Origin of the sequence: Kitasatospora sp. NPDC008115 (assembly GCF_042957205.1) — a bacterium.
Lineage (GTDB): Bacteria > Actinomycetota > Actinomycetes > Streptomycetales > Streptomycetaceae > Kitasatospora.
The window spans coordinates 60,587-83,889 of the sequence record NZ_JBIBHU010000011.1 but is presented as its reverse complement, the minus strand read 5'-3'; the positions used below and the strand labels follow the sequence as shown (position 1 = coordinate 83,889).

22 protein-coding genes are annotated in these 23,303 nt (G+C 73.6%); 9 read left to right on the top strand and 13 right to left on the bottom strand.

The genetic code is table 11. The annotated features are described in order from the left end of the window. Positions 1-11: 11 nt before the first annotated feature. The 5 genes from ACFZBX_RS16055 to infC all read right to left on the bottom strand — a co-directional run bounded on the left by ACFZBX_RS16055 (position 12) and on the right by infC (position 3,758). Positions 12-1,115 (bottom strand): ATP-binding protein, encoded by a 1,104-nt coding sequence (locus tag ACFZBX_RS16055; RefSeq protein ID WP_391534366.1) that lies wholly within the window; start codon positions 1,113-1,115, stop codon positions 12-14. A 116-nt stretch (positions 1,116-1,231) separates the two neighbouring features. Next, entirely contained in the window at positions 1,232-2,098 is an 867-nt protein-coding gene (locus ACFZBX_RS16050; protein ID WP_391534365.1) for a TrmH family RNA methyltransferase, read from the bottom strand. A 95-nt stretch (positions 2,099-2,193) separates the two neighbouring features. Next, on the bottom strand, positions 2,194-2,589 hold the full coding sequence (gene rplT / locus ACFZBX_RS16045) for a 50S ribosomal protein L20 (RefSeq protein WP_030395970.1): 396 nt from the start codon (positions 2,587-2,589) through the stop codon (positions 2,194-2,196). A gap of 109 nt (positions 2,590-2,698) precedes the next feature. Further along, on the bottom strand, positions 2,699-2,893 hold the full coding sequence (gene rpmI, locus ACFZBX_RS16040) for a 50S ribosomal protein L35 (protein WP_045701618.1): 195 nt from the start codon (positions 2,891-2,893) through the stop codon (positions 2,699-2,701). A 136-nt stretch (positions 2,894-3,029) separates the two neighbouring features. Next, the gene (gene infC, locus ACFZBX_RS16035; protein ID WP_391534491.1) at positions 3,030-3,758 is read right to left on the bottom strand and encodes a translation initiation factor IF-3; all 729 of its coding nucleotides are present in this window, start codon (positions 3,756-3,758) and stop codon (positions 3,030-3,032) included. A gap of 460 nt (positions 3,759-4,218) precedes the next feature. Between infC and ACFZBX_RS16030 the strand changes: the two genes are divergently transcribed. Further along, positions 4,219-4,596, top strand: a complete 378-nt coding sequence (locus tag ACFZBX_RS16030) for a DUF1844 domain-containing protein (RefSeq protein ID WP_391534364.1) — start codon at positions 4,219-4,221, stop codon at positions 4,594-4,596. A gap of 56 nt (positions 4,597-4,652) precedes the next feature. Here ACFZBX_RS16030 and ACFZBX_RS16025 read toward each other — a convergent pair whose 3' ends face one another. Beyond that, positions 4,653-5,426: an SseB family protein gene (locus ACFZBX_RS16025; protein ID WP_391534363.1), complete on the bottom strand. Its 774-nt coding sequence runs from the start codon at positions 5,424-5,426 to the stop codon at positions 4,653-4,655. A 99-nt stretch (positions 5,427-5,525) separates the two neighbouring features. On the opposite strand from ACFZBX_RS16025, the gene ACFZBX_RS16020 reads away from it, so the two are divergent. The 3 genes from ACFZBX_RS16020 (at position 5,526) to ACFZBX_RS16010 (ending at position 8,426) form a co-directional block, all read left to right on the top strand. After that, the gene (locus ACFZBX_RS16020) at positions 5,526-6,767 is read left to right on the top strand and encodes an amino acid deaminase/aldolase (protein WP_391534362.1); all 1,242 of its coding nucleotides are present in this window, start codon (positions 5,526-5,528) and stop codon (positions 6,765-6,767) included. A gap of 65 nt (positions 6,768-6,832) precedes the next feature. Then, positions 6,833-7,237: a hypothetical protein gene (locus ACFZBX_RS16015; RefSeq protein WP_391534361.1), complete on the top strand. Its 405-nt coding sequence runs from the start codon at positions 6,833-6,835 to the stop codon at positions 7,235-7,237. A 265-nt stretch (positions 7,238-7,502) separates the two neighbouring features. Then, positions 7,503-8,426 (top strand): lytic polysaccharide monooxygenase, encoded by a 924-nt coding sequence (locus ACFZBX_RS16010; protein ID WP_391534360.1) that lies wholly within the window; start codon positions 7,503-7,505, stop codon positions 8,424-8,426. Between the two features lie 132 nt (positions 8,427-8,558). On the opposite strand, the gene ACFZBX_RS16005 is transcribed toward ACFZBX_RS16010, so the two are convergent. The 4 genes from ACFZBX_RS16005 to ACFZBX_RS15990 form a co-directional block, all read right to left on the bottom strand. Beyond that, the gene (locus ACFZBX_RS16005) at positions 8,559-9,677 is read right to left on the bottom strand and encodes a DUF2510 domain-containing protein (RefSeq protein WP_391534359.1); all 1,119 of its coding nucleotides are present in this window, start codon (positions 9,675-9,677) and stop codon (positions 8,559-8,561) included. A 99-nt stretch (positions 9,678-9,776) separates the two neighbouring features. Beyond that, positions 9,777-10,532: a 3-oxoacyl-ACP reductase gene (locus ACFZBX_RS16000; protein WP_391534490.1), complete on the bottom strand. Its 756-nt coding sequence runs from the start codon at positions 10,530-10,532 to the stop codon at positions 9,777-9,779. Between the two features lie 90 nt (positions 10,533-10,622). Beyond that, the gene (locus ACFZBX_RS15995; protein WP_391534489.1) at positions 10,623-12,014 is read right to left on the bottom strand and encodes an aldehyde dehydrogenase family protein; all 1,392 of its coding nucleotides are present in this window, start codon (positions 12,012-12,014) and stop codon (positions 10,623-10,625) included. 5 nt (positions 12,015-12,019) lie between these two features. Beyond that, positions 12,020-13,459 (bottom strand): glutamine synthetase family protein, encoded by a 1,440-nt coding sequence (locus ACFZBX_RS15990; protein ID WP_391534358.1) that lies wholly within the window; start codon positions 13,457-13,459, stop codon positions 12,020-12,022. A 155-nt stretch (positions 13,460-13,614) separates the two neighbouring features. Between ACFZBX_RS15990 and ACFZBX_RS15985 the strand changes: the two genes are divergently transcribed. Continuing rightward, a complete protein-coding gene (locus tag ACFZBX_RS15985) occupies positions 13,615-14,364 on the top strand; it encodes a gamma-glutamyl-gamma-aminobutyrate hydrolase family protein (protein ID WP_391534357.1) in 750 nt (249 codons plus the stop codon). 38 nt (positions 14,365-14,402) lie between these two features. Here the strand turns inward: ACFZBX_RS15985 and chrA are convergent, their stop codons facing one another. Next, positions 14,403-15,575 carry a chromate efflux transporter gene (gene chrA / locus ACFZBX_RS15980; protein WP_391534356.1) on the bottom strand — a complete coding sequence of 391 codons (1,173 nt, stop codon included), beginning with the start codon at positions 15,573-15,575 and terminating at the stop codon, positions 14,403-14,405. A gap of 246 nt (positions 15,576-15,821) precedes the next feature. Between chrA and ACFZBX_RS15975 the strand changes: the two genes are divergently transcribed. Both ACFZBX_RS15975 and ACFZBX_RS15970 read left to right on the top strand, forming a co-directional pair. Further along, complete coding sequence (locus ACFZBX_RS15975) at positions 15,822-16,832, top strand: cation diffusion facilitator family transporter (RefSeq protein ID WP_391534355.1); 1,011 nt, start codon at positions 15,822-15,824, stop codon at positions 16,830-16,832. 58 nt (positions 16,833-16,890) lie between these two features. Continuing rightward, positions 16,891-17,790, top strand: a complete 900-nt coding sequence (locus tag ACFZBX_RS15970) for a 5'-3' exonuclease H3TH domain-containing protein (protein WP_391534488.1) — start codon at positions 16,891-16,893, stop codon at positions 17,788-17,790. Positions 17,791-18,160: 370 nt separating this feature from the next. Here the strand turns inward: ACFZBX_RS15970 and ACFZBX_RS15965 are convergent, their stop codons facing one another. Next, positions 18,161-21,088 (bottom strand): DEAD/DEAH box helicase, encoded by a 2,928-nt coding sequence (locus tag ACFZBX_RS15965; RefSeq protein ID WP_391534354.1) that lies wholly within the window; start codon positions 21,086-21,088, stop codon positions 18,161-18,163. A gap of 221 nt (positions 21,089-21,309) precedes the next feature. Between ACFZBX_RS15965 and ACFZBX_RS15960 the strand changes: the two genes are divergently transcribed. Both ACFZBX_RS15960 and ACFZBX_RS15955 read left to right on the top strand, forming a co-directional pair. After that, positions 21,310-21,684, top strand: a complete 375-nt coding sequence (locus tag ACFZBX_RS15960) for a hypothetical protein (protein WP_391534353.1) — start codon at positions 21,310-21,312, stop codon at positions 21,682-21,684. Between the two features lie 41 nt (positions 21,685-21,725). Further along, positions 21,726-22,058, top strand: a complete 333-nt coding sequence (locus ACFZBX_RS15955) for an ArsR/SmtB family transcription factor (protein WP_391534352.1) — start codon at positions 21,726-21,728, stop codon at positions 22,056-22,058. A gap of 29 nt (positions 22,059-22,087) precedes the next feature. Here the strand turns inward: ACFZBX_RS15955 and ACFZBX_RS15950 are convergent, their stop codons facing one another. Then, entirely contained in the window at positions 22,088-23,257 is a 1,170-nt protein-coding gene (locus ACFZBX_RS15950) for an aminotransferase class V-fold PLP-dependent enzyme (protein WP_391534351.1), read from the bottom strand. Between the last annotated feature and the right edge of the window lie 46 nt (positions 23,258-23,303).

The window sequence follows — 23,303 nt, the reverse complement described above, 5'->3', positions numbered from 1 at the left end:
CCGCACCCTGCTCAGAGCATGAAGTCGGGGACCCCTGCGGGCAGGATAAATCGGAACCGGGCGCCGCCGCCGGGCGCGCGGTCGACGCGGATCGAACCGCCGTGGGCCTCCACGATGCCCTTGACGATGTAGAGGCCGAGCCCGGTGCCGCCGCGCTTGGAGCCGCGCCAGAAGCGGGTGAAGACGCGCGGCACCGCCTCCTCGGGGATGCCGCTGCCTTCGTCGCTCACGGTGACCGCTGTGCCTTCCACGATGCGGGGCGGGGTGCCGGGGCGCTCCCACACGGGGGCCTCGACGACCTCCTTGGCCGGTGCCACCTCGATGGTGACAGTCCCCTCGCCGTGCCGCACCGCATTTTCCAGCAGGTTGGCGAGCACCTGGTCGACCTTGTCGGGGTCGGCCCACAGCACGGTGAGCGGCTCGCTGACCCGGATGTCGAAGCGCTCCTCGGGGATGCCGGTGGCGACCTTGCGCTCGACGTGCCGGCGCACGGCGGCGGCCAGGTCGACGACCTGCTTGCGCAGCTCCAGGCGGCCGGCGTCGATCCGGGAGATGTCCAGCAGCTCGGCGATCAGCCGGGTGACCCGGTCGGCGTCGGCGTCCACGGTCTCCAGCATCAACCGCTTCTGCCCGTCGGTGAACCGCTCCCACTTGGCGAGCAGGGTCGCGGTGAACCCCTTGACGCTGGTGAGCGGCGAGCGCAGCTCGTGCGCGACGGTGGCGATCAGCTCGGCGTGGCTGCGCTCGGTGCGCCGGCGGGCCTCGGTGCCGCGCAGCGCGATCACCAGCCGCTCCAGCGGGCCCCCGGGGTACGGGCGGACGTAGCGGGCGGAGACCAGCACCTCGCGCCCGCCGGGCAGCAGCAGGTTGCGCTCCGGCTGGCCGGTGCGCACCGCCAGGCCGCCGTACGGGTCGGTCAACTGCCACCAGCGGCGGCCGTCGAGGTCCTCCAGCGGCAGGACGTCCTCCAGCCCGCTGCCGAGCGCGTCCTGCGCGGCCACGCCGGTCAGCCGGGCGGCGGCCCGGTTGAAGCGGACCACCCGGCCCAGGGCGTCGGCGACCACCAGGCCGTCCGGCAGGTCGTCCGGATCGAGCTCTGGCCCGCTGCCGACCATGGGTGTCCTCCCCGATTACCCACCGTGTCTTTCCCCCCACCGAGGCAGACCCTAGCGCCTCACAGCCTCGTGTAATAGGGCCCACGACGAGTTGCCGGCGCGGGTCGGCGCGCGGGTCAGCGCACGGCGCGGCACCCGCCGGCCGAGCGCTGGGCACGGGCCGAGGCGTAGAGGCAGACGGCGGCGGCGGTGGCCAGGTTGAGGCTCTCGGCGTGCCCGTGGATCGGCACGCGCACGACCTCGTCGGTCAGTGCGCGGGTCTCCTCCGGGAGCCCCCACGCCTCGTTGCCGAACACCCATGCGCCCGGCGCGCCCAGGGTGCCCTCGTCGAGCTCCCGGTCCAGGTCGCGCTCCCCCGCGCCGTCGGCGGCGAGCACCCGCACCCCGGCCTCGCGCAGCCGCCCGATCGCCTCCTCGACCGGCACGCCGACGGCGACCGGGAGGTGGAAGAGGCTGCCGACGGAGGCCCGGACCGCCTTCGGGTTGTAGAGGTCGACGGAGGCGTCGGTGAGCACCACGGCATCCGCGCCGGCCGCGTCGGCGGTGCGCAGCACGGTGCCGGCGTTGCCGGGGTCGCGCACATGGGCGAGGACCGCGACCAGCTTGGGGCGGGCGGCGAGGACGTCGGCGAAGGGGGTGTCGATGAAGCGGCAGAGCGCGACGATGCCCTGCGGGGTCACGGTGTCGCAGATGTCCGCGATGACCTCGTCGGTGGCGGTCAGCACCGGCAGCCCCTCGGCCAGCGCGGCCTCGACGATGCCGGCGTGCCGCTCGGCGGCCTCCGGCGTCGCGTAGACCTCGACCACGGCGTGCTCGCCGGTGCCCGGCAGCCTGCCGAAGGCGACGGCCTCCCGGACGGCCTGCGGGCCCTCGGCCAGGAAGCGGCGCTCCTTGGTGCGCTGGTTGCGCTTGGCCAGCCGGCGGGCGGCGACGACGCGCGGCGAGCGCAGGGAGGTCAGCAGGGGGGTGTCGGTGCTCGGCATGGTCTCGTTTCCGGAGGCGCTGAAGAGGGGGAAAGCAGGACCGGACCCGCAGGCGAGCCTGCGGGTCCGGTCAGAGCTCAACCGATCTCGGAAGATCAGGCGGCGTCGGCGGCGGCCTTCGGGGCGTTCACGTCGGCCGGCAGCGCCTTCTGGGCCACCTCGACCAGGGCGGCGAAGGCACCCGGGTCGTTGACGGCCAGGTCGGCCAGCATCTTGCGGTCGATCTCGACGCTGGCGGCCTTCAGGCCCTGCACGAAGCGGTTGTAGGTGATGCCGTTGGCACGGGCCGCAGCGTTGATGCGCTGGATCCACAGCTGACGGAAGTCGCCCTTGCGCTTCTTGCGGTCGTTGAAGTTGTAGACCAGCGAGTGGGTGACCTGCTCCTTGGCCTTGCGGTACAGGCGCGAGCGCTGGCCGCGGTAGCCGCTGGCGCGCTCCAGGATGACCCGGCGCTTCTTGTGGGCGTTGACTGCCCGCTTGACGCGTGCCACTTGATTACTCCTTGAGTTGGACCACGGACTACTTCACGTGGTCCGTCATTCGAATGGGTCGGGAAGGATCAGCTGCCCCGCACTCGGCTCGCGCCGGGCGGGAGGGCGATCACTTGCCGAGAAGCTTCTTGATCTTCTTGGCGTCGGCGGGGGCCAGCTCGATCGTCCCGGCCAGCTTGCGGGTCAGCGTCGAAGGCTTGTGCTCCAGGAGGTGGCGGCGGCCGGCGCGCTCGCGCAGCACCTTGCCAGAGCCACTGATCTTGAAGCGCTTGCTGGCGCCACTGTGCGTCTTCTGCTTCGGCATTTCGCCGTATCTCCTCGTCGGTCCGTCCACGCCCGCGCGGTGTGCGCCGCGCGGGCGTGAAGGATGGATCTGCGGTGACCGGGCGGGGCGCCCCGTCACCCTGTGGCCGGTCTCCCGGACCTCCTGACCCGGAAGGTCAGGCGCCCTGGGAGGCCTCGGCCGGCTGCTCTACCGGAGCGGCGGCCTCGGGGGCCTCCGCCTCGGGGGCCTCCACCTCGGTGGCGGCGTCCTGGGCCTCGACGGGCTCGTCGGACTCGGCAAGGGCGGCGTCGGCGTCGGAGCCGGCGGTCCGGCCCTGGCGCTCGGCCTTGCGGGCGTCCGCGGCGGCGCGGGCCTCGGCCATCGCCTCGGTCTTCTTCTTGTGCGGGCCGAGAACCATGATCATGTTACGGCCGTCCTGCTTCGGCGAGGACTCGACGAAGCCCAGGTCCTGGACGTCGTCGGCGAGCCGCTGGAGCAGACGGAAGCCCAGCTCGGGGCGGGACTGCTCACGACCGCGGAACATGATCGTGATCTTGACCTTGTCGCCCTGCTTGAGGAACCGGACGACGTGACCCTTCTTGGTGTCATAGTCGTGCGGGTCGATCTTCGGCCGGAGCTTCATCTCCTTGATGACCGTGTGCGCCTGGTTCTTGCGCGCCTCACGGGCCTTCATGGCCGACTCGTACTTGAACTTGCCGTAGTCCATGAGCTTGCACACCGGCGGCCGGGCGGTCGCCGCGACCTCGACCAGGTCGAGGTCGTACTCCTGCGCGAGCTCCAGCGCCTTGGCAAGCGGCACGATGCCGACCTGCTCGCCGCTGGGACCGACGAGTCGCACCTCGGGGACGCGAATCCGGTCGTTGATGCGGGGCTCGGTGCTGATGGGGCCTCCTCGGTTGCACCTTCTGCGATGCGGCCGTCGGACGGCGGTCGCACGTAGTGGACTCGACCACTGGGCGGGGCTTCATTCGTGCTGCGCTGTACCCGGCTCCGTTCGGCCGTTCACACCGCGACACGAAAAAAGCCCCGCTCGGTACAAGCGGGGCTCCACACAACCGGGGGCGGCACCCGGTGAGGGGCGCTGCGGCGACTGTCGGCGCGCTGGGCGCCCGTCGCGGACCGGACCCGTCGACCGTGAGGCCGATCAGGTGGGAGACTTTCGCGGTTGCCCTCTCGGGCCTCCTGGGTGGAGCCTCCACTTGCTGGCCGGACCTCCGTGAGGACGTCTGGCCGGTCAGTCTCGAAGCATACAGCGCCGGGGGGTCGAACGCTATTCCGCCCCCGCGCGGCCCGGCTTGTACGCTCCCTCTGTACGGACACCGGCACGACGGAACGAGCCCCCCTTGAGCAGCGAGCCCACCCAGAACCCCGCCGCGGACGACGAGGCGATCGGCTTCGACGACCTCACCCGGGACATCGCCGAGGTCCCGGCCGTCGAGGTGATCACCACCGTCGCGGTGCACCTGATGAGCGCCGCCGCCGTGAAGTGCGGCCTCGCCGAGGGCGGCGACAAGGACAAGGACCTCGACGAGGCCCGCAAGCTCATCACCGCGCTGGCCGGGCTGGTCACCGCCGGCGCCCCGGAGATCAGCAACTTCCACGCCGCGCCGCTGCGCGACGGCCTGCGCTCGCTGCAGCTGGCCTTCCGCGAGGCCTCGATCGTCCCGGACGCCCCGGGCGCGGGCCCGGGCGAGAAGTTCACCGGTCCGGTCTACTCCTGAGACCCCGACGGCGGCGGGGCACGTACTCACGTGAGTATGTGCCCCGCCGCCCGTTGCTACCGCCGGTAGAGCGGCTCTCCCGGCAGCTCCGCGCTCGCCGGCAGCACCGCCAGGTCGAGGCCGCGGTCCAGCCGCACCCGCAGCACCGGGTCACCGGCCACCGCCTGCCCGACCCGCTGCGCGGCCGCCTGCATCCCGGCCTGGTCCAGCGCCGGGTCGAGGGTCACCGCGAGCACCCCGTCCGAGTCCTCGGCCCCCGCCAGCAGGCCGGCGGTCACCTGCGGCTCGGCCGCCAGCAGTGCCCGGACCGCCTCGCGCACCTCGGGGTCGGCCGCCGGCGGCAGGTAGGGCCGGTTCTCCGCCAGCGCCCGCAGCCGGGCCCCCGACAGCTGGAACGGCACCGGCCCGGCCGGGTCGACGAGCAGGGTGTCCGCGCGCTCGGAGAAGGCCACCATCGCCGCCTGCGGAGCCGCGGTCGGCGCCGGACGGGCGTCGGCGCGCCAGCGGGCCAGCGACTCCAGTGAGGTGAAGGCCGGCAGCGCGCGCCGGCCGTCGGCGGCCTCCAGCACCGGGACGGCCATGTCGCTGGTCTTCTCGTGCCGGTGCCCGTGCGCGTCCACCTCGACCTCGCCGAGGATCGCCACGATCGGCACCATCAGCCGGGTGGGCGTCAGCGCCGCCAGCACCTCGGGCTCGGCCGCGCGGTCCTGCGCCCAGCGGGCGAGCGCGGCGGCCAGCGCCTGGTCGGCGGTGCCGTCGTCGCCGGAGAAGCCCGGGTCGGGGATGTTCTTTCCGACGAACGCCGGGTTGGAGAAGTCTTTGCGGTCCACCCGGCCGACCCTATGCCACCGGCCCTCGCGCCCACACGGACCGAAGGTCCCCCGTCCGTCCCCTACCCGCGGGTAGCGGCGGTGTGGCAGTCTGCGCCCATGGCCACGCTCGAAGCCGCCGCCGGCGCCGCCCGCATCGCGTCCGCCCCCTCGCCGGCCGCCGACCGCGCCCGGTACGACCGGGCCACCGCCCACCTGGACGGCCCGGTGGCCGTCGTCGACCTGGCGGCCTTCGACGCCAACGCCGCCGACCTGGTGCGCCGGGCCGGCGGCAAGCCCGTCCGGGTGGCGAGCAAGTCGGTCCGCTGCCGCGCCCTGCTGGAGCGGGCGCTGGCCGTGCCGGGCTTCGCCGGGGTGATGAGCTTCACCCTCGCCGAGTCGCTCTGGCTGGCCCGCTGCGGCCTGCGCGACATCCTGCTCGCCTACCCCTCCAGCGACCGCGCGGGCTTCGCCGAGCTGACCGCCGACCCGGAGCTCGCCGCCGCCGTCACCGTGGTGCTGGACGACCCCGCCCAGCTGGACCTGGTCGACGCCGCCCGGGCCGGCTCCGCCGAGGTGCGGGTCTGCCTGGAGCTGGACACCGCGCTGCACCTGCTCGGCGGGCGGGTGCGGGTCGGCGCCCGCCGCTCCCCGCTGCGCGCGCCCGAGGACGTGGCCGCCTTCGCGGAGCTGGTGCAGCACCGCCGGGGCTTCCGGGTGGTCGGGCTGATGGCGTACGAGGGGCACGTCGCCGGGGTGGGCGACGCGGTGCCCGGGCGGCCGGTGCGCTCCGCGCTGGTGCGGGCGATGCAGGCCCGGGCCCGGGCCGAGCTGGCCGAGCGGCGGGCGGCCACCGTGCGGATGCTGCGCCGGGTGGCCGAACTGGAGTTCGTCAACGGCGGCGGCACCGGCAGCGTCGAGTCGACGGTCTCCGAGCGTGCGGTGACCGAGGTGGCGGCCGGGTCCGGGCTCTACCAGCCGCAACTGTTCGACCACTACCGGGCGTTCCGCGGCCGGCCGGCCGCACTGTTCGGCCAGCCGGTGGTGCGCCGCCCCGGGGTCGGCGTGGTGACCGTACTCGGCGGCGGCTACCCCGCGTCCGGCGCGCCCGGCCCGGACCGCTCCCCCGTGCCGTACCTGCCGCCGGGCCTTCGCTACGACCCGATGGAGGGGGCCGGCGAGGTGCAGACGCCGCTGCTCGGCGCGGCGGCCGACGACCTCCTGATCGGCGACCGGGTCTGGTTCCGGCACGCCAAGGCGGGGGAACTCTGCGAGCGGTTCGCCGAGTTGCACCTCGTGGAGGGGGACGCGGTGGTGCGCACCGTACCGACCTACCGGGGCGAGGGACACACCTTTCTCTGACCCCGCGCGGGCGCCGGTTTCCACTACCGTGGGAGAGCACACCGGTACGGACGGAGGGGGAGGCCGTGGAGGCCGAGATCACGCAGCTGGTGACCACGGGTGCCACGACGGTGGTCGGGCTGATGGCCACCGAGGCCTGGACGCAGTTGCGTTCACGGCTCGCGGGACTGCTGGGGCGCGGGCGGGACGCCGAGGAGGTGTCCGCCGAACTGGAGGAGATCCGGGTCGAGGTGGTCCGGGCGGACGGTGACACCGCGCTGGTCGACGACCAGACCGCCGAGGTGCGCAACCGGCTCCGCCGACTGCTGCGCCAGGATCCGCAGGCGGCGAGGGAACTCAGCGACCTGCTGGAGGAGTTCACGCCGAAGCAGCCGCAGCCCATCGAGGTGCACCACACCGTCAACACGGTGCACGACACGACGGTGCACGGCACCGTCATCCAGACCGGCGCGCAGATCAGGCGGCAGTAGACCCGCCGGGGGCCGCGGGAACCTTGGCCACACCTTAAGCAGGCCCGATGGGATGCCTAACCCAGGCGCCCCGTCGGGCCTTTGCGCTGCTCACGGGGCTACATTCCGTCAAAAAGTGGCCAACAACGCACTATTGCCAGCTGGTCTAGTCCAATCATACGCTCAGCCCAGGGGCGCCGCGCCGGGTCGGCGGGCCCCTCGGGCAGACGTGCCCGGCATTCCCCCACAGCCTCGGCCCGGTTCACGGTCAAGGAGTCCCCACCCCATGTCCATCAAGCGAACCGCCATGTCCGTCGGCGTCATCGGCGCCGCGTTCCTCTCCGTCACCTCCGTCGGCATCGGCACCGCCGGTGCGCACGGCACCGTCACCAACCCGGTCAGCCGGGTCGCGGCCTGCTACGCGGAGGGTCCGGAGACCCCCAAGTCGCAGCTCTGCAAGGACGTCGTCGCGCTCGGCGGCACCCAGCCGCTGTACGACTGGAACGAGGTCAACCTCGCCAGCGTCGCCGGCGCCCACCAGGCGCAGATCCCGGACGGCAAGCTCTGCTCCGCCGGCCGCGACAAGTACAAGGCGCTGGACCTGCCGCGCGCCGACTGGCCCGCCTCCCCGGTCTCCGCCGGCAAGATCGACTTCAAGTTCCGGGTCACCGCCGCGCACCAGGGCAACCAGACCATCTACATCACCAAGCAGAGCTGGGACCCGACCCAGCCGCTGAAGTGGTCCGACCTCGACGCGGTGCCGGTCGCCCAGGTGCCCACCTCGCGCACCTCCGACAACGGCTACTACAACTACAGCGGCACCCTGCCGCAGCGCACCGGGCGTCAGCTGCTCTACATGGTGTGGCAGCGCACCGACAGCCCGGAGGCGTTCTACAGCTGCTCCGACGTCGACTTCGGCAAGGGCGCGACCACCGCCGGTGCCGTCTCGGCGCTCGCCGCGCAGGCCCCGGCCGCGCCCAGCGAGGAGCAGATCGTCGCCGACCAGTCCAAGTCCACCGTCGCCCACCACGGGCACGGCGGCAACGCCGAGGAGCCCGCCGGCCGGGTCGTCGCGGCCGACAGCGCGGCGGTGGGTGGCGGTTCCGCCACCGGCCCGCTGCTGCTCGCCGGTGCCGCCGCGATCGGCGTCGGCTGGGCCGGCATGGTGCTCCGGCGCCGTCGGGTCGAGGCTGTGCGACACGACGGCTGACCGCCGGAAGCCGGGGCCGGGCCGTTCCATCCCCCGTACGGCCCCGCCCCGGCCGATCCGCTGAGAGCGGCGGCGGCCCGCCCGGATTCCTCCGGGCGGGCCGCCGCCGTGCGTGAGCCGAACCCTGGTCCGTCAGGTGTTCGCGGTACCGCCGGCTCCGCCGTCCTGGCCGCCGCCGGGGAAGCCCGGGATGGCCGGCAGCCTGCCGCTGTAGTCGTCGATGCCCTTGACGATGGTGTCCATCACCGCGACGTCCGGCGCCTTGCCTGCGATGTCGAAGCCCAGGTGCACCGAGACCAGCGCCTTGCCGTCGGCGGACGGGAAGACCACGGTCTGGACGTAGCCGTCGTTGCCCTTGGCGGCGTCCACCTTCCAGCGGACCAGGTAGCCGTCGCGGCCGTCCACCTTGACCGCCTCGGACTTGAGCTCCTCGTGCGAGAGGATCTCGTTGTAGGAGTCCTTGGCGGCCTTCTCGATGTCGGCCTTGGCCGCCGCCTGCACATCGGTGCCGCCGCCGTCGATCCGGCCGGTGTTGGCGCCGCCGAGCGAGCAGGTGCCGCCGCCCTCGCAGTCGTAGGGGCCGATGCTGAGCGCGGCGAAGCCGTCGCGGGTGGTGCCGCCCTCCCAGCCGGAGGGGACGGGCAGGACCAGCCGGTTCACCACGTCCACGGCCCGGTCGTCGGCGTTCCCCTTGCCGTTGCCGCCATTGCCGCCGTTGCCGTTCCCCTTGCCGCTACCGCCGTTGCCGTCGCTCCCGGGGCCGTCGTCCTGCGGTCCGCCGAAGTCCGGCAGCCCGGGCCACCGGCCCTCGCCGTCCTGCCCGGGCGGGCCGGCGGGGCGCGCGACGTGGCGCCGGTCGCCGTCGTCGTTCATCGCCAGGTAGGTGGCGCCCGAGCCGACGCCCAGGCCGAGCACGGCCGCCACCGCCGCCGCGATCACCACCTTGGACGGCTTGCGCCGCTGCTTCGGGGCCGCCGGCGCCGAAGCGCCGTAGACGGTGCCGAAGGGGGGCGGCTCCGGGTAGCGGACCGACGGCCCGCCCTCCAGCACCTCCCCCTCCAGCACCCGGGGCCCGGCGGCCTCGTCCGGCCCCGGAGCGTCGGCCGGCGGAGCCTCCGGCGGCGGCGCGTCCGAGGGTGCGGGCCGGGTGTTGGCCGTCCACCCCTTGCCGTCCCACCAGCGCTGCGGTCTCGGGTCGCTGGTGATGTCCTTCGGGTCCGGGTACCACCCGGCGGGGATCTGCTCACTCACGACAGAGAATCTAAAGGCAGCCGGATAAGCGCGAAATCAGCTGGGCCCCGAATTCCGGCCTTTTCCATGAGATTACGGTGAGAAGGTCCGCCGCAGGCCCTACAACGGGGTCACGTAGGCGCCGGCGATCCCGCCGTCCACCAGGAACTCGCTCGCCGTGATGAAGGAGGAGTCGTCGCTGGCGAGGAAGGCCACCGCGGCGGCGATCTCCTCCGGGCGGGCGAAGCGGCCCAGCGGGATGTGCACCAGCCGGCGGGCCGCGCGCTCCGGGTCCTTGGCGAACAGCTCGCGCAGCAGCGGGGTGTCCACCGGCCCCGGCGACAGCGCGTTGACCCGGATGCCCTCCCGGGCGAACTGCACGCCCAGCTCGCGGGACATCGCCAGCACGCCGCCCTTGGAGGCGGTGTAGGAGATCTGCGAGGTGGCGGCGCCCATCCGGGCCACGAAGCTCGCGGTGTTGATGATCGAGCCGCGCCCGTGGCGGCGCATGTACGGCAGCGCGGCCTTGCAGCAGAGGTAGACCGACGTGAGGTTGACCTCCTGGACCCGGCGCCAGGCGTCCAGTTCGGTGGTGAGGATGGAGTCGTCCTCCGGTGGCGAGATGCCGGCGTTGTTGAACGCCACGTCCACGCTGCCGCAGGTCTCGTAGGCCTCGTCGAAGAGCGCCTCGACCATCGCCGGGTCGGTCACGTCGGTGTGCACGAAGAGGCCGCCGACCTCCTCGGCCGCCGCCTTGCCGGTGGTCTCGTCGATGTCGGCGCAGACCACCTTGGCGCCCTCGGCGGCGAGCCGGCGGGCCGAGGCCAGGCCGATCCCGCTGCCCGCGCCGGTGATCACGGCCGTCCGGCCGACCAGTCGGCGGCAGACCGGCGCCGCGGGCTGCGCGGCCTTCTCCGACTTGTCGGACGCGTGCGGGTGGTGGGGCTGGGGGGTCACCGGGTGCTCCTACTCCTCGGTCCGGATGAAGACGTTCTTGGTCTCGGTGAAGTGCGCCAGCGCCTCCGGCCCCAGCTCGCGGCCCACCCCGGACTCGCCGAAGCCGCCGAACGGCGTCCAGTACCGGACCGAGGCGTGCGAGTTGACGGACAGGTTGCCCGCCGCGACGCCCCGGGCCAGCCGCAGCGCCCGGCCGAGGTCCCGGGTCCAGATCGACCCGGACAGGCCGTACCGGGTGGCGTTGGCGAGCCGCAGCGCGTCCGCCTCGTCGGTGAACGGCAGGACGACCGCGACCGGTCCGAAGATCTCCTCGGTGACCGCCGGAACGTCCTCCCGGGTGGGCGCCAGCACCGTCGGCGGATACCAGTGGCCGGGGCCGTCCGGCACCGCGCCACGGGCCAGCACCGGCAGTTCGGGTGTCACGTACGACGCCACCCGGCGGACCTGCGCGGCCGAGATCAACGGCCCGAGGTCGGTGCGCGGATCGGCCGGGTCGCCGGTGCGGATCCGCTCGACGGCGGGCACCAGCAGCGCCAGGAAGTCGTCACAGGCCTCGCGTTGGACCAGGATCCGGCTGCGGGCGCAGCAGTCCTGGCCGCTGTTGTCGAGGAAGGACATCGGGTCGGCGGCGCCCTTGAGGTCGGCGTCCGCGAAGACGATGTTGGGGCTCTTGCCGCCGAGTTCGAGGGTGACCCGCTTGGCCCGGGCGGCGCAGCGGGCGGCGACCTCCTTGCCCACCACGGTCGACCCGGTGAAGACGATCTTGCGCACCGCCGGGTGGTCGACCAGGGCCCGGCCGGTGACCGGCCCGGCGCCCGGCACCACCTGGAACAGGCCCTCCGGGAGGCCCGCGGCGAGGGCGAGTTCGGCCAGCCGCAGCGCGGTGAGCGGGGTGGGCTCGGCGGGCTTCAGCAGGACGGCGTTCCCGGCGGCCAGCGCGGGGGCGAAGCCCCAGGCGGCGATCGGCATCGGGAAGTTCCACGGCGCGATCACCCCGACCACGCCGACGGGTTCGTGGAAGGTGACGTCCAGTCCGCCGGCCACCGGGATCTGCCGACCGGTCAGCCGCTCCACTCCCCCGGCCGCGTACTCCAGCAGGTCGCGGACGTTGCCCGCCTCCCAGGTGGCGTTGCCGATGGTGTGGCCGGCCTCGGCGACCTCCAGGGCGGCGAGTTCGGGGACGTGCACGTCCACCTGGTCGGCGAAGCGGCGCAGTAGCCGGGCGCGTTCCCCGGGGGCGAGGGCGGCCCAGCCGCGCTGCGCCGCGGCGGCGCGCCGTACGGCGGCGTCGAGTTGCCCGGGGGTGGTGTCGGGGACGGTGCCGAGGACCTCGCCGGTGGCGGGGTTGCGCAGGGTGCGGTCGGCGGGCGGCGCCCCGGTGAGGGTGGTGGTCGTGTCGATGGTGTTCACATCCGCTCGAAGGATCGGTAGCGCTCCCAGTCGGTGATGGCGCTGTCGTAGGCGGCCTGTTCGACCCGGGCCATGTGCAGGTAGTGCTCGACCACGTCGTCCCCGAAGGCGGTGCGGGCGAGTTCGCTCGCGCCCCACAGGTCGGCCGCCTCGCGCAGTGAGGCGGGCACCCGGGCGTAGTCGTCGACGGCGTAGGCGTTGCCAAGGCAGGGGGCGGGCAGGTCGAGCTTGCGCTGGATCCCGTCGAGTCCGGCGGCGATCATGCCGGCCACCGCCAGGTACGGGTTGACGTCGCCGCCGGGCACCCGGTTCTCCATCCGCAGGCCGGCGCCGTGTCCGACCACCCGGTAGGCGCAGGTCCGGTTGTCCCGGCCCCAGGCGACGGCGGTCGGGGCGAAGGAGCCGGGGCGGAAGCGCTTGTAGGAGTTGATGTTCGGTGCGTAGAGCAGGGTGAACTCGCGCAGTGCGGCGAGCTGTCCGGCCAGGAAGTGCCGCATGGTGTCGGTCATCCGGCCGTCGGCGGCGGCGAAGGCCGGGGCGCCGACGGCGTCGCGCAGGGAGAGGTGGATGTGGCAGCTGTTGCCCTCGCGCTGGTCGTACTTGGCCATGAAGGTGAGCGCGCAGCCGAGTTGGGCGGCGATCTCCTTGGCGCCGGTCTTGTAGACGCTGTGCTGGTCGCAGGTGGTGAGGGCGTCGGCGTAGCGGAAGGCGATCTCGTGCTGGCCGAGGTTGCACTCGCCCTTGGCGGACTCCACGACCAGGCCGGCACCGGCCATCTCGATGCGGATACGGGAGAGCAGCGGCTCGACCCGGGCGGTGCCGAGCAGCGAGTAGTCGGCGTTGTAGAGGTTGGCCGGGGTGAGGCCGCGGTAGCCGCCCTGCCAGGCCTGTTCGTAGGTGTCGCGGAAGACCAGGAACTCCAGCTCGGTGCCGATGTCCGCGGCCAGGCCGTGTTCGGCGAGCCGGGCGATCTGGCGCCGCAGCAGCTGGCGGGGCGCGGCCGCCACCGGGTGGCCGCCGCGGCCGGCCAGGTCGGCGGTGACCTGGGCGGTGCCGGGCTGCCAGGGGGTCAGGCGCAGGGTGGACAGGTCGGGGCGCATGGCGAAGTCGCCGTAGCCGCTCTCCCAGGAGGAGAGCGCGTAGCCGTCCACGGTGTTGAGTTCGACGTCGACGGCGAGCAGGTACTCGCAGGCGTCGGCGCCGTGCTCGGCGACCTCGTCCAGGAAGAAGCGGGCGGCGAAGCGCTTGCCCTGGAGGCGGCCCTGCATGTCGGTGAAGCCGAGGGCGACGGTGTGGACCTCGCCGGCTTCGACCAGGGTGCGCAGCTCGTTCAGGGTCAGCGGGGCGCGGCGCGGCGGGGGGCCGGGTTCGGCGCCGGGGGCGGTTCCGGCGCCGTCGGGCGCGGTGGTGCCGGGCGCGGTGGTGCGGTCGGGCATGGCGGACGCCCTCCTCGTCGATCACGCAGCGAGACCAAGCGGTCACAGGGAACCGTACGGCCTGTCGCGGAGGGCGCGGAAGAGGGCGGCGGGTGTGGCGCGCCGATGTGCGAGGTTGACGAGGGATCAGGCGGGACTGGAGGAGAATGCGCGCCATGGATCGCAGGCCTTTTGTCGGCGTCAGCACCTACCTGGTGGACGCGAGTTGGAGCGACTGGCGGGAGCGCCGGGTGGCCCTGGTGCCGCAGCGGTACACCGCGTACGTCCAGGACGCGGGCGGGATCGCGGTGCTGCTGCCGCCGGACGCCCCCGAGCGCGCGCCGGAGGTCCTCGCCCGGCTCGACGCGCTGGTCATCGCGGGCGGGCCGGACATCGACCCCGCCTACTACGGGCAGCCGCCGCACCCGCTGAGCGACATCGACGCGGTGGAGCGGGACGTCTGGGAGAGCGCGCTGCTGCGGGCGGCGCTGGCGGCCGGGATTCCGCTGCTGGGGATCTGCCGGGGCATGCAGGTGCTCAACGTGGTGTGCGGGGGCACGCTGATCCAGCACCTGCCGGACGTCGTCGAGGTGGACGTGCACGGCGGCTCGCCCGGCCGGTACGGGACGCACGTGGTGCGGCCGGTGCCGGGCACGCTGCTGGGCGGGCTGCTGCCGGAGCCCGAGCTGACCGTGCCGACCTTCCACCACCAGGCGGTGGACCGGCTGGGGACGGGGCTGCGGGTGAGCGCGCACGCGCCGGACGGGACGGTGGAGGCGGTGGAGGGGCCGGGGTTCACGCTCGGGGTGCAGTGGCATCCGGAGCAGGGTGACGACCTGCGGGTGATGCAGGCGCTGGTGCGGGCGGCGACGGCGGCGCGGTCGGTGCAGCTGGAGCCGGTGGAGGTGGGGTTGCCGGTCGGGTAGCCCGTGCGGTGCTCCCGGCCGGCGCTCATGGCAGGTGCCTACGGCAGGGGCAGTCCGGCCGCCGACGCGATCACCCCGGCCACGCCGGCGGCCAGCAGGGCGAGCACCACCCCGCGCCGGGCGGCGACCAGCCAGAGCAGCGCGAGGGCGAGTACGGCCCACTGCCAGCCGTGGGCGAGGGCGGTGGCGAGCGGCAGCGCCGAGCCGGCGATGGCGCCGATCACCGCCGGTCCGGCGCCGGTCAGGAAGTCCTGCACCCGGCGGTCGGCGCGCAGCCGGTCGAAGTGCCGGCCGCCGAGGATGACGAAGAGGAAGGACGGCGCGAAGGCGACCGCGGCGGCGAGCAGCCCGCCGGCGATCCCGGCGGCGGCGTAGCCGACCACCGCGACGGTCTGCACCACCGGGCCGGGGGTGACCTGGCCGAGGGCTACGGCGTTGAGGAACTGTCCGTCGGTCATCCAGTGGTAGCGGTTCACGGCGTCGTCCCGCATCAGCGGGATGATCACGAACCCTCCGCCGTAGGAGAGCGCGCCCACCTTGAACGCCACCCAGGCCACCGCGCCGAGCCCGCCGAGCGCGGGCAGCCCGGCGGCGAGCGGCGGCAGGGCGCTCGCGGCGCGTCCGCGTCCGCGTCCCGGCTCCCGTCCGCGGGCCCGGACGGCGACCTCGGCCAGCCCGGAGGCGATCAGCACCAGGACCAGCCAGGGGCCGGTCAGCACGGCCGCCACCGCCCCGGCGAGCGCGTACCCGGCCCAGCGGGCGCGGGCGGCCCCCTCCCGTCCGGCTCTGCCGAAGCTCGCGGGGACCAGCGAGGTGGCCGCCTGCACGGCCACCGCCGGGACGGCCGCGCCCGCGCCGGCGGCCGCGCCGAGCACCCACGGCGGCGGGTCGCCGGCCAGGAACAGCACTGCGAGGGCGAGGATCAGCGCGAGTCCGGGAGCGATGAAGCAGGCCCCGCCGACCAGCGCGCCCGGGGTGCCGCGCAGCCGCCAGGCGGTGAGGACCGCGAGCTGGGTGGAGGCCGGTCCCGGCAGCAGGTTGGTCGCCGCGATGCCGTCCTCGAACTCCTCCGGGGAGAGCCACTTGCGCCGCTCCACGCAGAGCCGGCGCAGCAGCAGGATGTGTGCGGGCGGTCCTCCGAAGCCGGTGATGCCGATCCGGCCCCATTCGCGGGCGATCGTGCCCAGGCTCACCCGTCCGGTCGTCTCCATGCGCGTCTCCCCTGTTCAGCAGCGGCGCGACGATACCGGACGGGGGTTACCGCACGGCAATGACAACGGTCTCCAGTGCAGCCTTTGGATCTTCCTCGGATCTGCGGTTCACTTCGAGTGCGAGGCGGTCGCGCGCCCCGCCCGTCACCCCCGCACGTTCATGCGTCCCATGTGTTCCAGGAGAGGACTTCGATGGCCGGCCACGAGCACTCCCACCATGATCATGAGCATGACCAGAAAGACCTGATGCATGCCCATGGCGGCCACGCCGGTCATGGTGGCCACGGCGGTCACTCGCACGGCGTCTCCCCCGACGCCGACCGCCGCTGGCTGGTGAGCGCGCTCGCGCTGATCGTGGTGTTCATGGCCGGCGAGGTGGTGGTCGGCTTCGCCGCCAAGTCGCTGGCGCTGATCTCGGACGCCGCGCACATGCTCACCGACGCCGCCTCGATCGTCCTCGCGCTCATCGCCATGCGGCTGGCCGCCCGCCCGGCGCGCGGCGGCTACACCTACGGCCTCAAGCGCGCCGAGATCCTCTCCGCCCAGGCCAACGGCGTGACCCTGCTGGTGCTGTCCGCCTGGCTCGGCTACGAGGCGATCAGCCGGCTGTTCGAACCGCCGGAGGTGACCGGTTCGCTGGTGCTGGTCACCGCGCTGGTCGGGATCGTGGTGAACCTGGCCGCCACCTGGTGCATGTCCAAGGCCAACCGCAGCTCGCTCAACGTCGAGGGCGCCTTCCAGCACGTCCTCACCGACCTGTACGCGTTCATCGCCACCGCCGTGGCCGGTGTGGTCATGGTGACCACCGGCTTCGCCCGGGCCGACTCGATCGCCTCCCTCATCGTGGTCGCGCTGATGCTGAAGGCCGGCATCGGCCTGGTCCGCGACTCCGGGCGGATCTTCCTGGAGGCCGCGCCCGCGGGCGTCGACCCGGACGCGGTGGCCGACCGGCTGGTCACCCAGCCGCTGGTGGAGGAGATCCACGACCTGCACATCTGGGAGATCACCTCCGGCCAGCCCGCGCTCTCCGCGCACATCCTGGTCACCCCGGGCGGCGACTGCCACTCGGTGCGCCGGGACCTGCAACGCCGGCTCTCCGACGAGTACGGCATCACCCACAGCACCCTCCAGGTCGACCACGTCGGCGAGGACGAGGCCGGCGCGCTGCTGCAGATCACCACGCCCGGCGACCTCACCCCCGAGCACTGCGCCGACGCCCACGGCCCCGTCCACCGCGCCGGGCCGCACGAGCACTAGCGGGCCGTCCGTGTCGGCCCGGTACGGCATGATCGGAGGCGTGACCGCACCCCGCCTGATGCTGCTCGACTCCGCCAGCCTCTACTTCCGGGCCTACTACGGCGTACCGGACACCCTGCGCTCGCCGCAGGGTGAGCCGGTCAACGCCGTCCGGGGCCTGCTGGACTTCATCGCCCGGCTGGTCCACGACCACCGGCCCGACCAGCTGGTCGCCTGCATGGACGCCGACTGGCGGCCCCAGTGGCGGGTGGACCTCATCCCCTCCTACAAGACCCACCGGGTCGCCGAGGCCGCCACGGACGGCGAGGAGGAGGTGCCGGACACCCTCGCCCCGCAGGTCCCGGTGATCGAGCAGGTGCTGGACGCGCTCGGCATCGCCCGGATCGGCTCCCCCGGCTACGAGGCGGACGACGTGATCGGCACGCTCACCGCCCGCGCCGGCGGACCGGTGCAGATCGTCACCGGCGACCGCGACCTGTTCCAGCTGGTCGACGACGCCCGCGCGATCACGGTGCTGTACCCGGTCAAGGGGATGGGCAACCTCCAGGTCACCGACGACGCGCTGCTCCAGGAGAAGTACGGCGTGCGCGGCGCCCGGTACGCCGACCTGGCCGCCCTGCGCGGCGACCCGAGCGACGGCCTGCCCGGGGTCAAGGGCATCGGCGAGAAGACGGCGGCCCAGCTGATCCACGAGTACGGCGACCTGGCCGGCATCCGCGCCGCCGCCCAGGACATCGGCTCGGGCCTCACCCCGGCCCGGCGGCGCAACCTCCTGGAGGCCTCCGCCTACCTGGACGTCGCGCCCACCGTGGTCGGCGTCGCCACCGACGTCCCGGTGCCCGACTTCGACCCCGCGCTGCCGAGCGAACCCCTCGACCCGATGACCCTGGAGGCCCTCGCCACCCGCTGGGGCCTCGGCACCTCCCTGGACCGCGTCCTGGAGGCGCTGACCCGCTGACCCGCTGATCCGCGCTTCCCGCTCCCCCGGGGCCCGCCGCATCGCGCGGCGGGCCCTTCGCTTTGCGGCGCCGCGAACTCTTGACCGCAATCTACTTTGCGATACAAAGTCCCTCGGTCTCACCGAGCGCCCGACCCTTCGGCAGGGGGAGGTCGGCCTCATCGGCTTCCCACTCCCGGTAGCGGGACCGCCGCCCCTCGCTCGCACCGAGCGAGGGGCGGCCCGAGGCGGGTGAGGTGGCTGGTCGTGAAGCGGGAAGTCGATCGGTCCGGCTTCCCGCTCCACGACCGGGCCTTCCGAGGAGGAGAAGCGCGAGGCGCAGCCGAAGCCGCAGGGGGTGGGGGCCGGGCGGAGCCCGGCCGGGGGTGGGCTAGCTGACGGAGGAGTAGGCGATGATGCCGCGGCGGAGGCCGTCGATGGCCTTGCGGGCGGTTTTGCGGAGGTCGGTGTCGTTGCCGGCGGCGTCCTGGATCTGGCCGAGGACGTCGATCAGTTGCTTGGTCCAGCGGACGAAGTCGCCGGCCGGCATGTCGGCGTCGCGCAGGACGGAGTCCAGGGAGTGGCCGAGGGCCCAGCGGTAGGCGGCCCAGGCGAAGCCGAGGTCGGGTTCGCGCTGGCCGACGCCCTCGGCGGTGTTGATGCGGTGCTGCTCCTCCAGGGCGTCGAGGTGGCCCCAGATGCGGACCATCTGGCCGAGGGCGTCCTTGGCCGCGCCCTCGGGGACCCGGGGGGCGGTGGCGTCGTCGGACTGGCGGGCCTCGTAGACGAGCGCGGAGGCGCAGGCGGCGAGTTCGGCGGCGGCGAGGCCGCTCCAGACGCCCTCGCGGATGCACTCGGAGGCGAGCAGGTCGAGTTCGCCGTAGAGCCGGCCGAGCCGCTTGCCGTCGTCGGTGACGGTGTCGCCGCTGAGGTAGCCGAGGTCGGTGAGCAGGGCGCAGACCCGGTCGAAGGTGCGGGCGATGGTGTGCGTGCGGGAGCGCATCCTGCGTTCCAGCAGCTCGGTGTCGCGGTGCAGCCGGTGGTAGCGCTCGGACCAGCGGGCGTGGTCCTCGCGCTGGTCGCAGCCGTGGCAGGGGTGCTGGCGCAGGGCGGTGCGCAGCCGGCCGATCTCGGGGTCGTCCGCGGCGGCGGCCCGGCCGCGCCGGAACCGCTCGGGCTCCAGGTGGCCGGCCTTGGTGCGCAGGGCGGAGGCGAGGTCGCGCCGGGACTGCGGGCTGCGCGGGTTGAAGGACTTGGGGATGCGCACCCGCTCGATCGCGGCGACGGGGTGCGGGAAGTCGATCATCGCGAGCCGCTTGACCTGCCGCTCGGCGGTGAGCACCACCGGGCGCGGCCCGTCCTGGTAGTCGGGGTGGCGCGGGCCGCCGCGCGGCGAGCGGTTGACGGGCGGCAGGCCGGGGTCGAGGACGAGGGCGAGGCCCGCGAACTTGCCGGTCGGGACGTGGATGACGTCGCCGGGCTTGAGGTGCTCGATGGACTCGGCGGCGGCGGCGCGGCGCTGGCTGCTGCCCTCGCGGGCGAGGTCGTTCTCCCGGTCCTTGAGCTGCCGGCGCAGCGACATGTACTCCGCGAAGTCGCCGAGGTGGCAGGTCATGGACTCGCGGTAGCCCTCCAGGCCCTCCTCGTTGCGCTGCACCTGGCGGGAGATGCCGACCACCGAGCGGTCGGCCTGGAACTGCGCGAAGGAGGTCTCCAGCAGTTCGCGCGAGCGGTGCCGCCCGAACTGGGAGACCAGGTTGACGGCCATGTTGTAGGACGGCCGGAAGGAGGACTTGAGCGGGTAGGTGCGGGTGCCGGCGAGTCCGGCCAGCGCCTCCGGGTCGAGGCCGCGCTGCCAGAGCACCACGGCGTGGCCCTCGATGTCGATGCCGCGCCGCCCGGCCCGGCCGGTGAGCTGGGTGTACTCGCCGGGGGTGATGTCGGCGTGGGTCTCGCCGTTCCACTTGACGAGCTTCTCCATGACGACGGAGCGCGCCGGCATGTTGATGCCCAGGGCGAGGGTCTCGGTCGCGAAGACGGCCTTGACCAGGCCCTTCACGAACAGTTCCTCGACCACCTCCTTGAACCGCGGCAGCATGCCCGCGTGGTGGGCGGCGATGCCGCGCTCCAGCCCGTCCAGCCACTCGAAGTAGCCGAGGACGTGCAGGTCCTCGTCGGGGATGTCGGCGCAGCGCTCCTCGACGATGGCGCGGACCCGGGCGCGGTCGGCGTCCTTGTTGAGCCGCAGGCCCGAGGAGAGGCACTGCTGGACGGCGGCCTCGCAGCCGGCCCGGCTGAAGATGAAGGTGATGGCGGGCAGCAGGCCCTCGGCGTCCAGCCGGTCGATGACGTCGACCCGGCCCGGCGTCCAGACCTTGCCGGGGCGGCCGTTCGGCATGGAGCGGCCCCGGCCGCGGCCGAACCGGTCGCGCGGGTTGCGGTCGAGCTCGCTGCGGGCGAGGCGGACCAGCTCGGGGTTGACGGCCTTGCCGGGGTTGCGCAGGCTGCCCTTGGGGCGGCCGTCGCGGTCGGGGCTGGCGAACAGGTCGTACATCCGGTTGCCGGCCATCACGTGCTGCCAGAGCGGGACGGGCCGGTGCTCGGAGACGATGACCCGGGTGCCGCCGCGGACGGTGTCCAGCCAGTCGCCGAACTCCTCCGCGTTGGAGACGGTCGCGGAGAGCGAGACCAGGGTGACGGACTCGGGGAGGTGGATGATGACCTCCTCCCAGACGGCACCGCGGAAGCGGTCGGCGAGGTAGTGGACCTCGTCCATGACCACGTAGCCGAGGCCGTCGAGGGTGCTGGAGCCCGCGTAGAGCATGTTGCGGAGCACCTCGGTGGTCATCACCACGACCGGGGCGTCGCCGTTGACGGTGTTGTCGCCGGTGAGCAGGCCGACCTTGGCGGCGCCGTAGCGCTTGACCAGGTCCCCGTACTTCTGGTTCGACAGCGCCTTGATCGGCGTGGTGTAGAAGCACTTGCGCCCGGCCTGGAGGGCGAGGTGGACGGCGAACTCGCCGACGATGGTCTTGCCGGAGCCGGTGGGCGCGGCGACCAGGACGCCTTCGCCGGCCTCCAGGGTGCGGCAGGCCTCCAGCTGGAAGTCGTCCAGCTCGAAGTCGTACAGCTGCTGGAAGCCGTACAGGGCGGTGGCCTGTTCCCTGGCCCGCAGGCGGGAGGCGGCGAACGCCTCGGCGGGGCTGAGCTCCCGCTCGTCGGAGGGCTCCCGGGAGGGCTCCCGGGCGTCGGAGTGCTCGCGCTCAGGGGTGTTCATCGCCGTCCGGGGGTCGCGGGGGTCGGTGGTGTGATCTCGCATCTCAGCGAGAGGTTACCCGGCGGGGCTGACATCAATAGCACCGTTTTTCCCGGGCAATGGATCGCTTCTCTCTCACATCCATAGTTGCAAATGTCTTCAAGCGGTCATCGGGTGACCGGATTCGAACGAGTCCGGTCATCCCCGGTGACACGCCGTGCGGCCTGCCTACATTCGGTGCCACGCCCCGGTGACACCCGCCGGGCCCACGGGAGGAGCGCACGATGGCGAACCTGGAGACCTCGCTCAAGGAGGCCATGGCGATCGAGGGCGCGATCGGCGTCGCCCTGGTCGACTACGGCAGCGGCATGGCACTCGGCACCCTCGGTGACGGCGGCGAGCTGGACCTCAACGTCGCCGCCGCCGGGAACACCGACGTGGTACGGGCCAAGATGCGGGCGATGGAGCACCTCAACCTGCTCGACAACGAGATCGAGGACATCCTGGTCAGCCTGACCACCCAGTACCACCTGCTGCGGCCGCTGACCACGCAGAGCGGCCGCGGGCTGTTCCTCTTCCTCGCGCTCAACCGCGGGCGGGCCAACCTCGCGATGGCCCGCCACCAGCTGAAGCGGATCGAGACCGCGCTGGAGGTCTGACGGCCGGGGAGCCCCGGGGAGGGGAACAGGGAGGGAACGCCGTGGCGGTCGTGCTGTACCAGGCCAAGGCCGAGTTCTTCCGGATGCTCGGCCATCCCGTCCGGATCCGGGTCCTGGAGCTGTTGCAGGCCGGACCGACGCCGGTGCGCGAGCTGCTGGCGGAGCTGGAGGTCCAACCCTCCCGCCTCTCCCAGCAGCTCGCGGTGCTGCGCCGCTCCGGCCTCGTCACCGCCACCCGGGAGGGCGGCACGGTGGTGTACGCGCTGGCCGGCGGGGACGTCGCCGAGCTGCTGCGGGCGGCGCGGCGGATCCTCACCGGCCTCATCGCCGACCAGCACGTCCTGCTCGCCGAACTGCGCGCCGCCGCGGACTGAGCGGCCCGCGGCACGGACGGCGCCCGCCGCTACCCGAGCAGCCCCGCCAGCCCGGCCGCCAGCACCTCGTACTCCGGCGCCCGGTTGTACAGCTGCGCGCACACCCGCAGCACCCCGCCGCCCGGCCACGGGCGCGCCACCGTCCGCACCGCGTGCCGCCGCCACATCGCGGCCATCAGCTCCTGCGCCTGCGGCAGCGTCTCGGCGACCCCGGGCGGCAGCCGCAGCGCCCGCATCGACAGGCCCGCCGAGGACGGCAGCGGCGCCAGCCCGACGCGCTCGGCGACCAGCCCGGCGCCGTACGCGACGAGCCGCTCGTTGTGCGCGCGCACCGTTCCCGGACCGAACACCTCCAGCAGGTCGAGACCCGCCGGGGCGGCCAGGTAGGGCGTGTAGTCCAGGGTGCCGCGCCACTCGACGGAGGCCGGGTAGCCCTGGTGGTCCTCCCAGGAGAGGATCAGCGGGCGGATCTTGCCGGCCCACTCCGGGCGGACCACCAGGACGCCGGTGGCGCGCGGGGCGAAGGCCCACTTGTGCAGGTTGCCGAACCAGAAGTCGGCCTCCGCCGGGACGGGCCCGGCCAGCATGCCGGGCTCGTGCGCGGCGTCCACCACGGTGGTCACGCCGCGCCCGCGCAGCTCGCGCAGCAGCCCCGGGGTGGCGATCCGGCGGGCGGTCGGCGAGGTGATGCCGTCCAGGACGGCGAGCACGGTGCGGTCGGTGACCTGGGCCAGCACCGCCTCGCGCACCGCGTCCCCGTCGGGCAGGTCCAGCGGCAGCGCCACCGTGCGCAGTTCGGCGCCGGCGTCCTCGGCGCGCCGCCGGACGGCCTCGTTGACGGTGCCGTAACCGTGGTCGGTGACCAGGACGTGGTCCCCGGCGAAGAGCGGCACGTTGGCGAGGGTGACGGCGATCGCGTCGGTGACGTTGGGCACCAGGGCGAGCAGTTCCGGCTCGGTGCCGAGGGCGGCGGCGATCCGGGCCCGGGCGGTGGCGACGCGGGCGGGCAGATCGGCGAAGAAGCCGTCGGGGTCGGCCTCCTGCTCCTCGTGCAGCCGGCGCTGGAGCCGCTGGACGGAGACGGGGACGGCCCCGAAGGAGCCGTGGTTGAGGTGGACCACCGCCGGATCCAGCGAGAACAGCGTCTCGGTGCCGGGCAGCGGCTCGGGGGGTGTGACGGTCCGCGGGGCCTCGGTCATGCGCTCCTCCTGATACCTGGATCCCTGTTACCTGGATCACGTGATG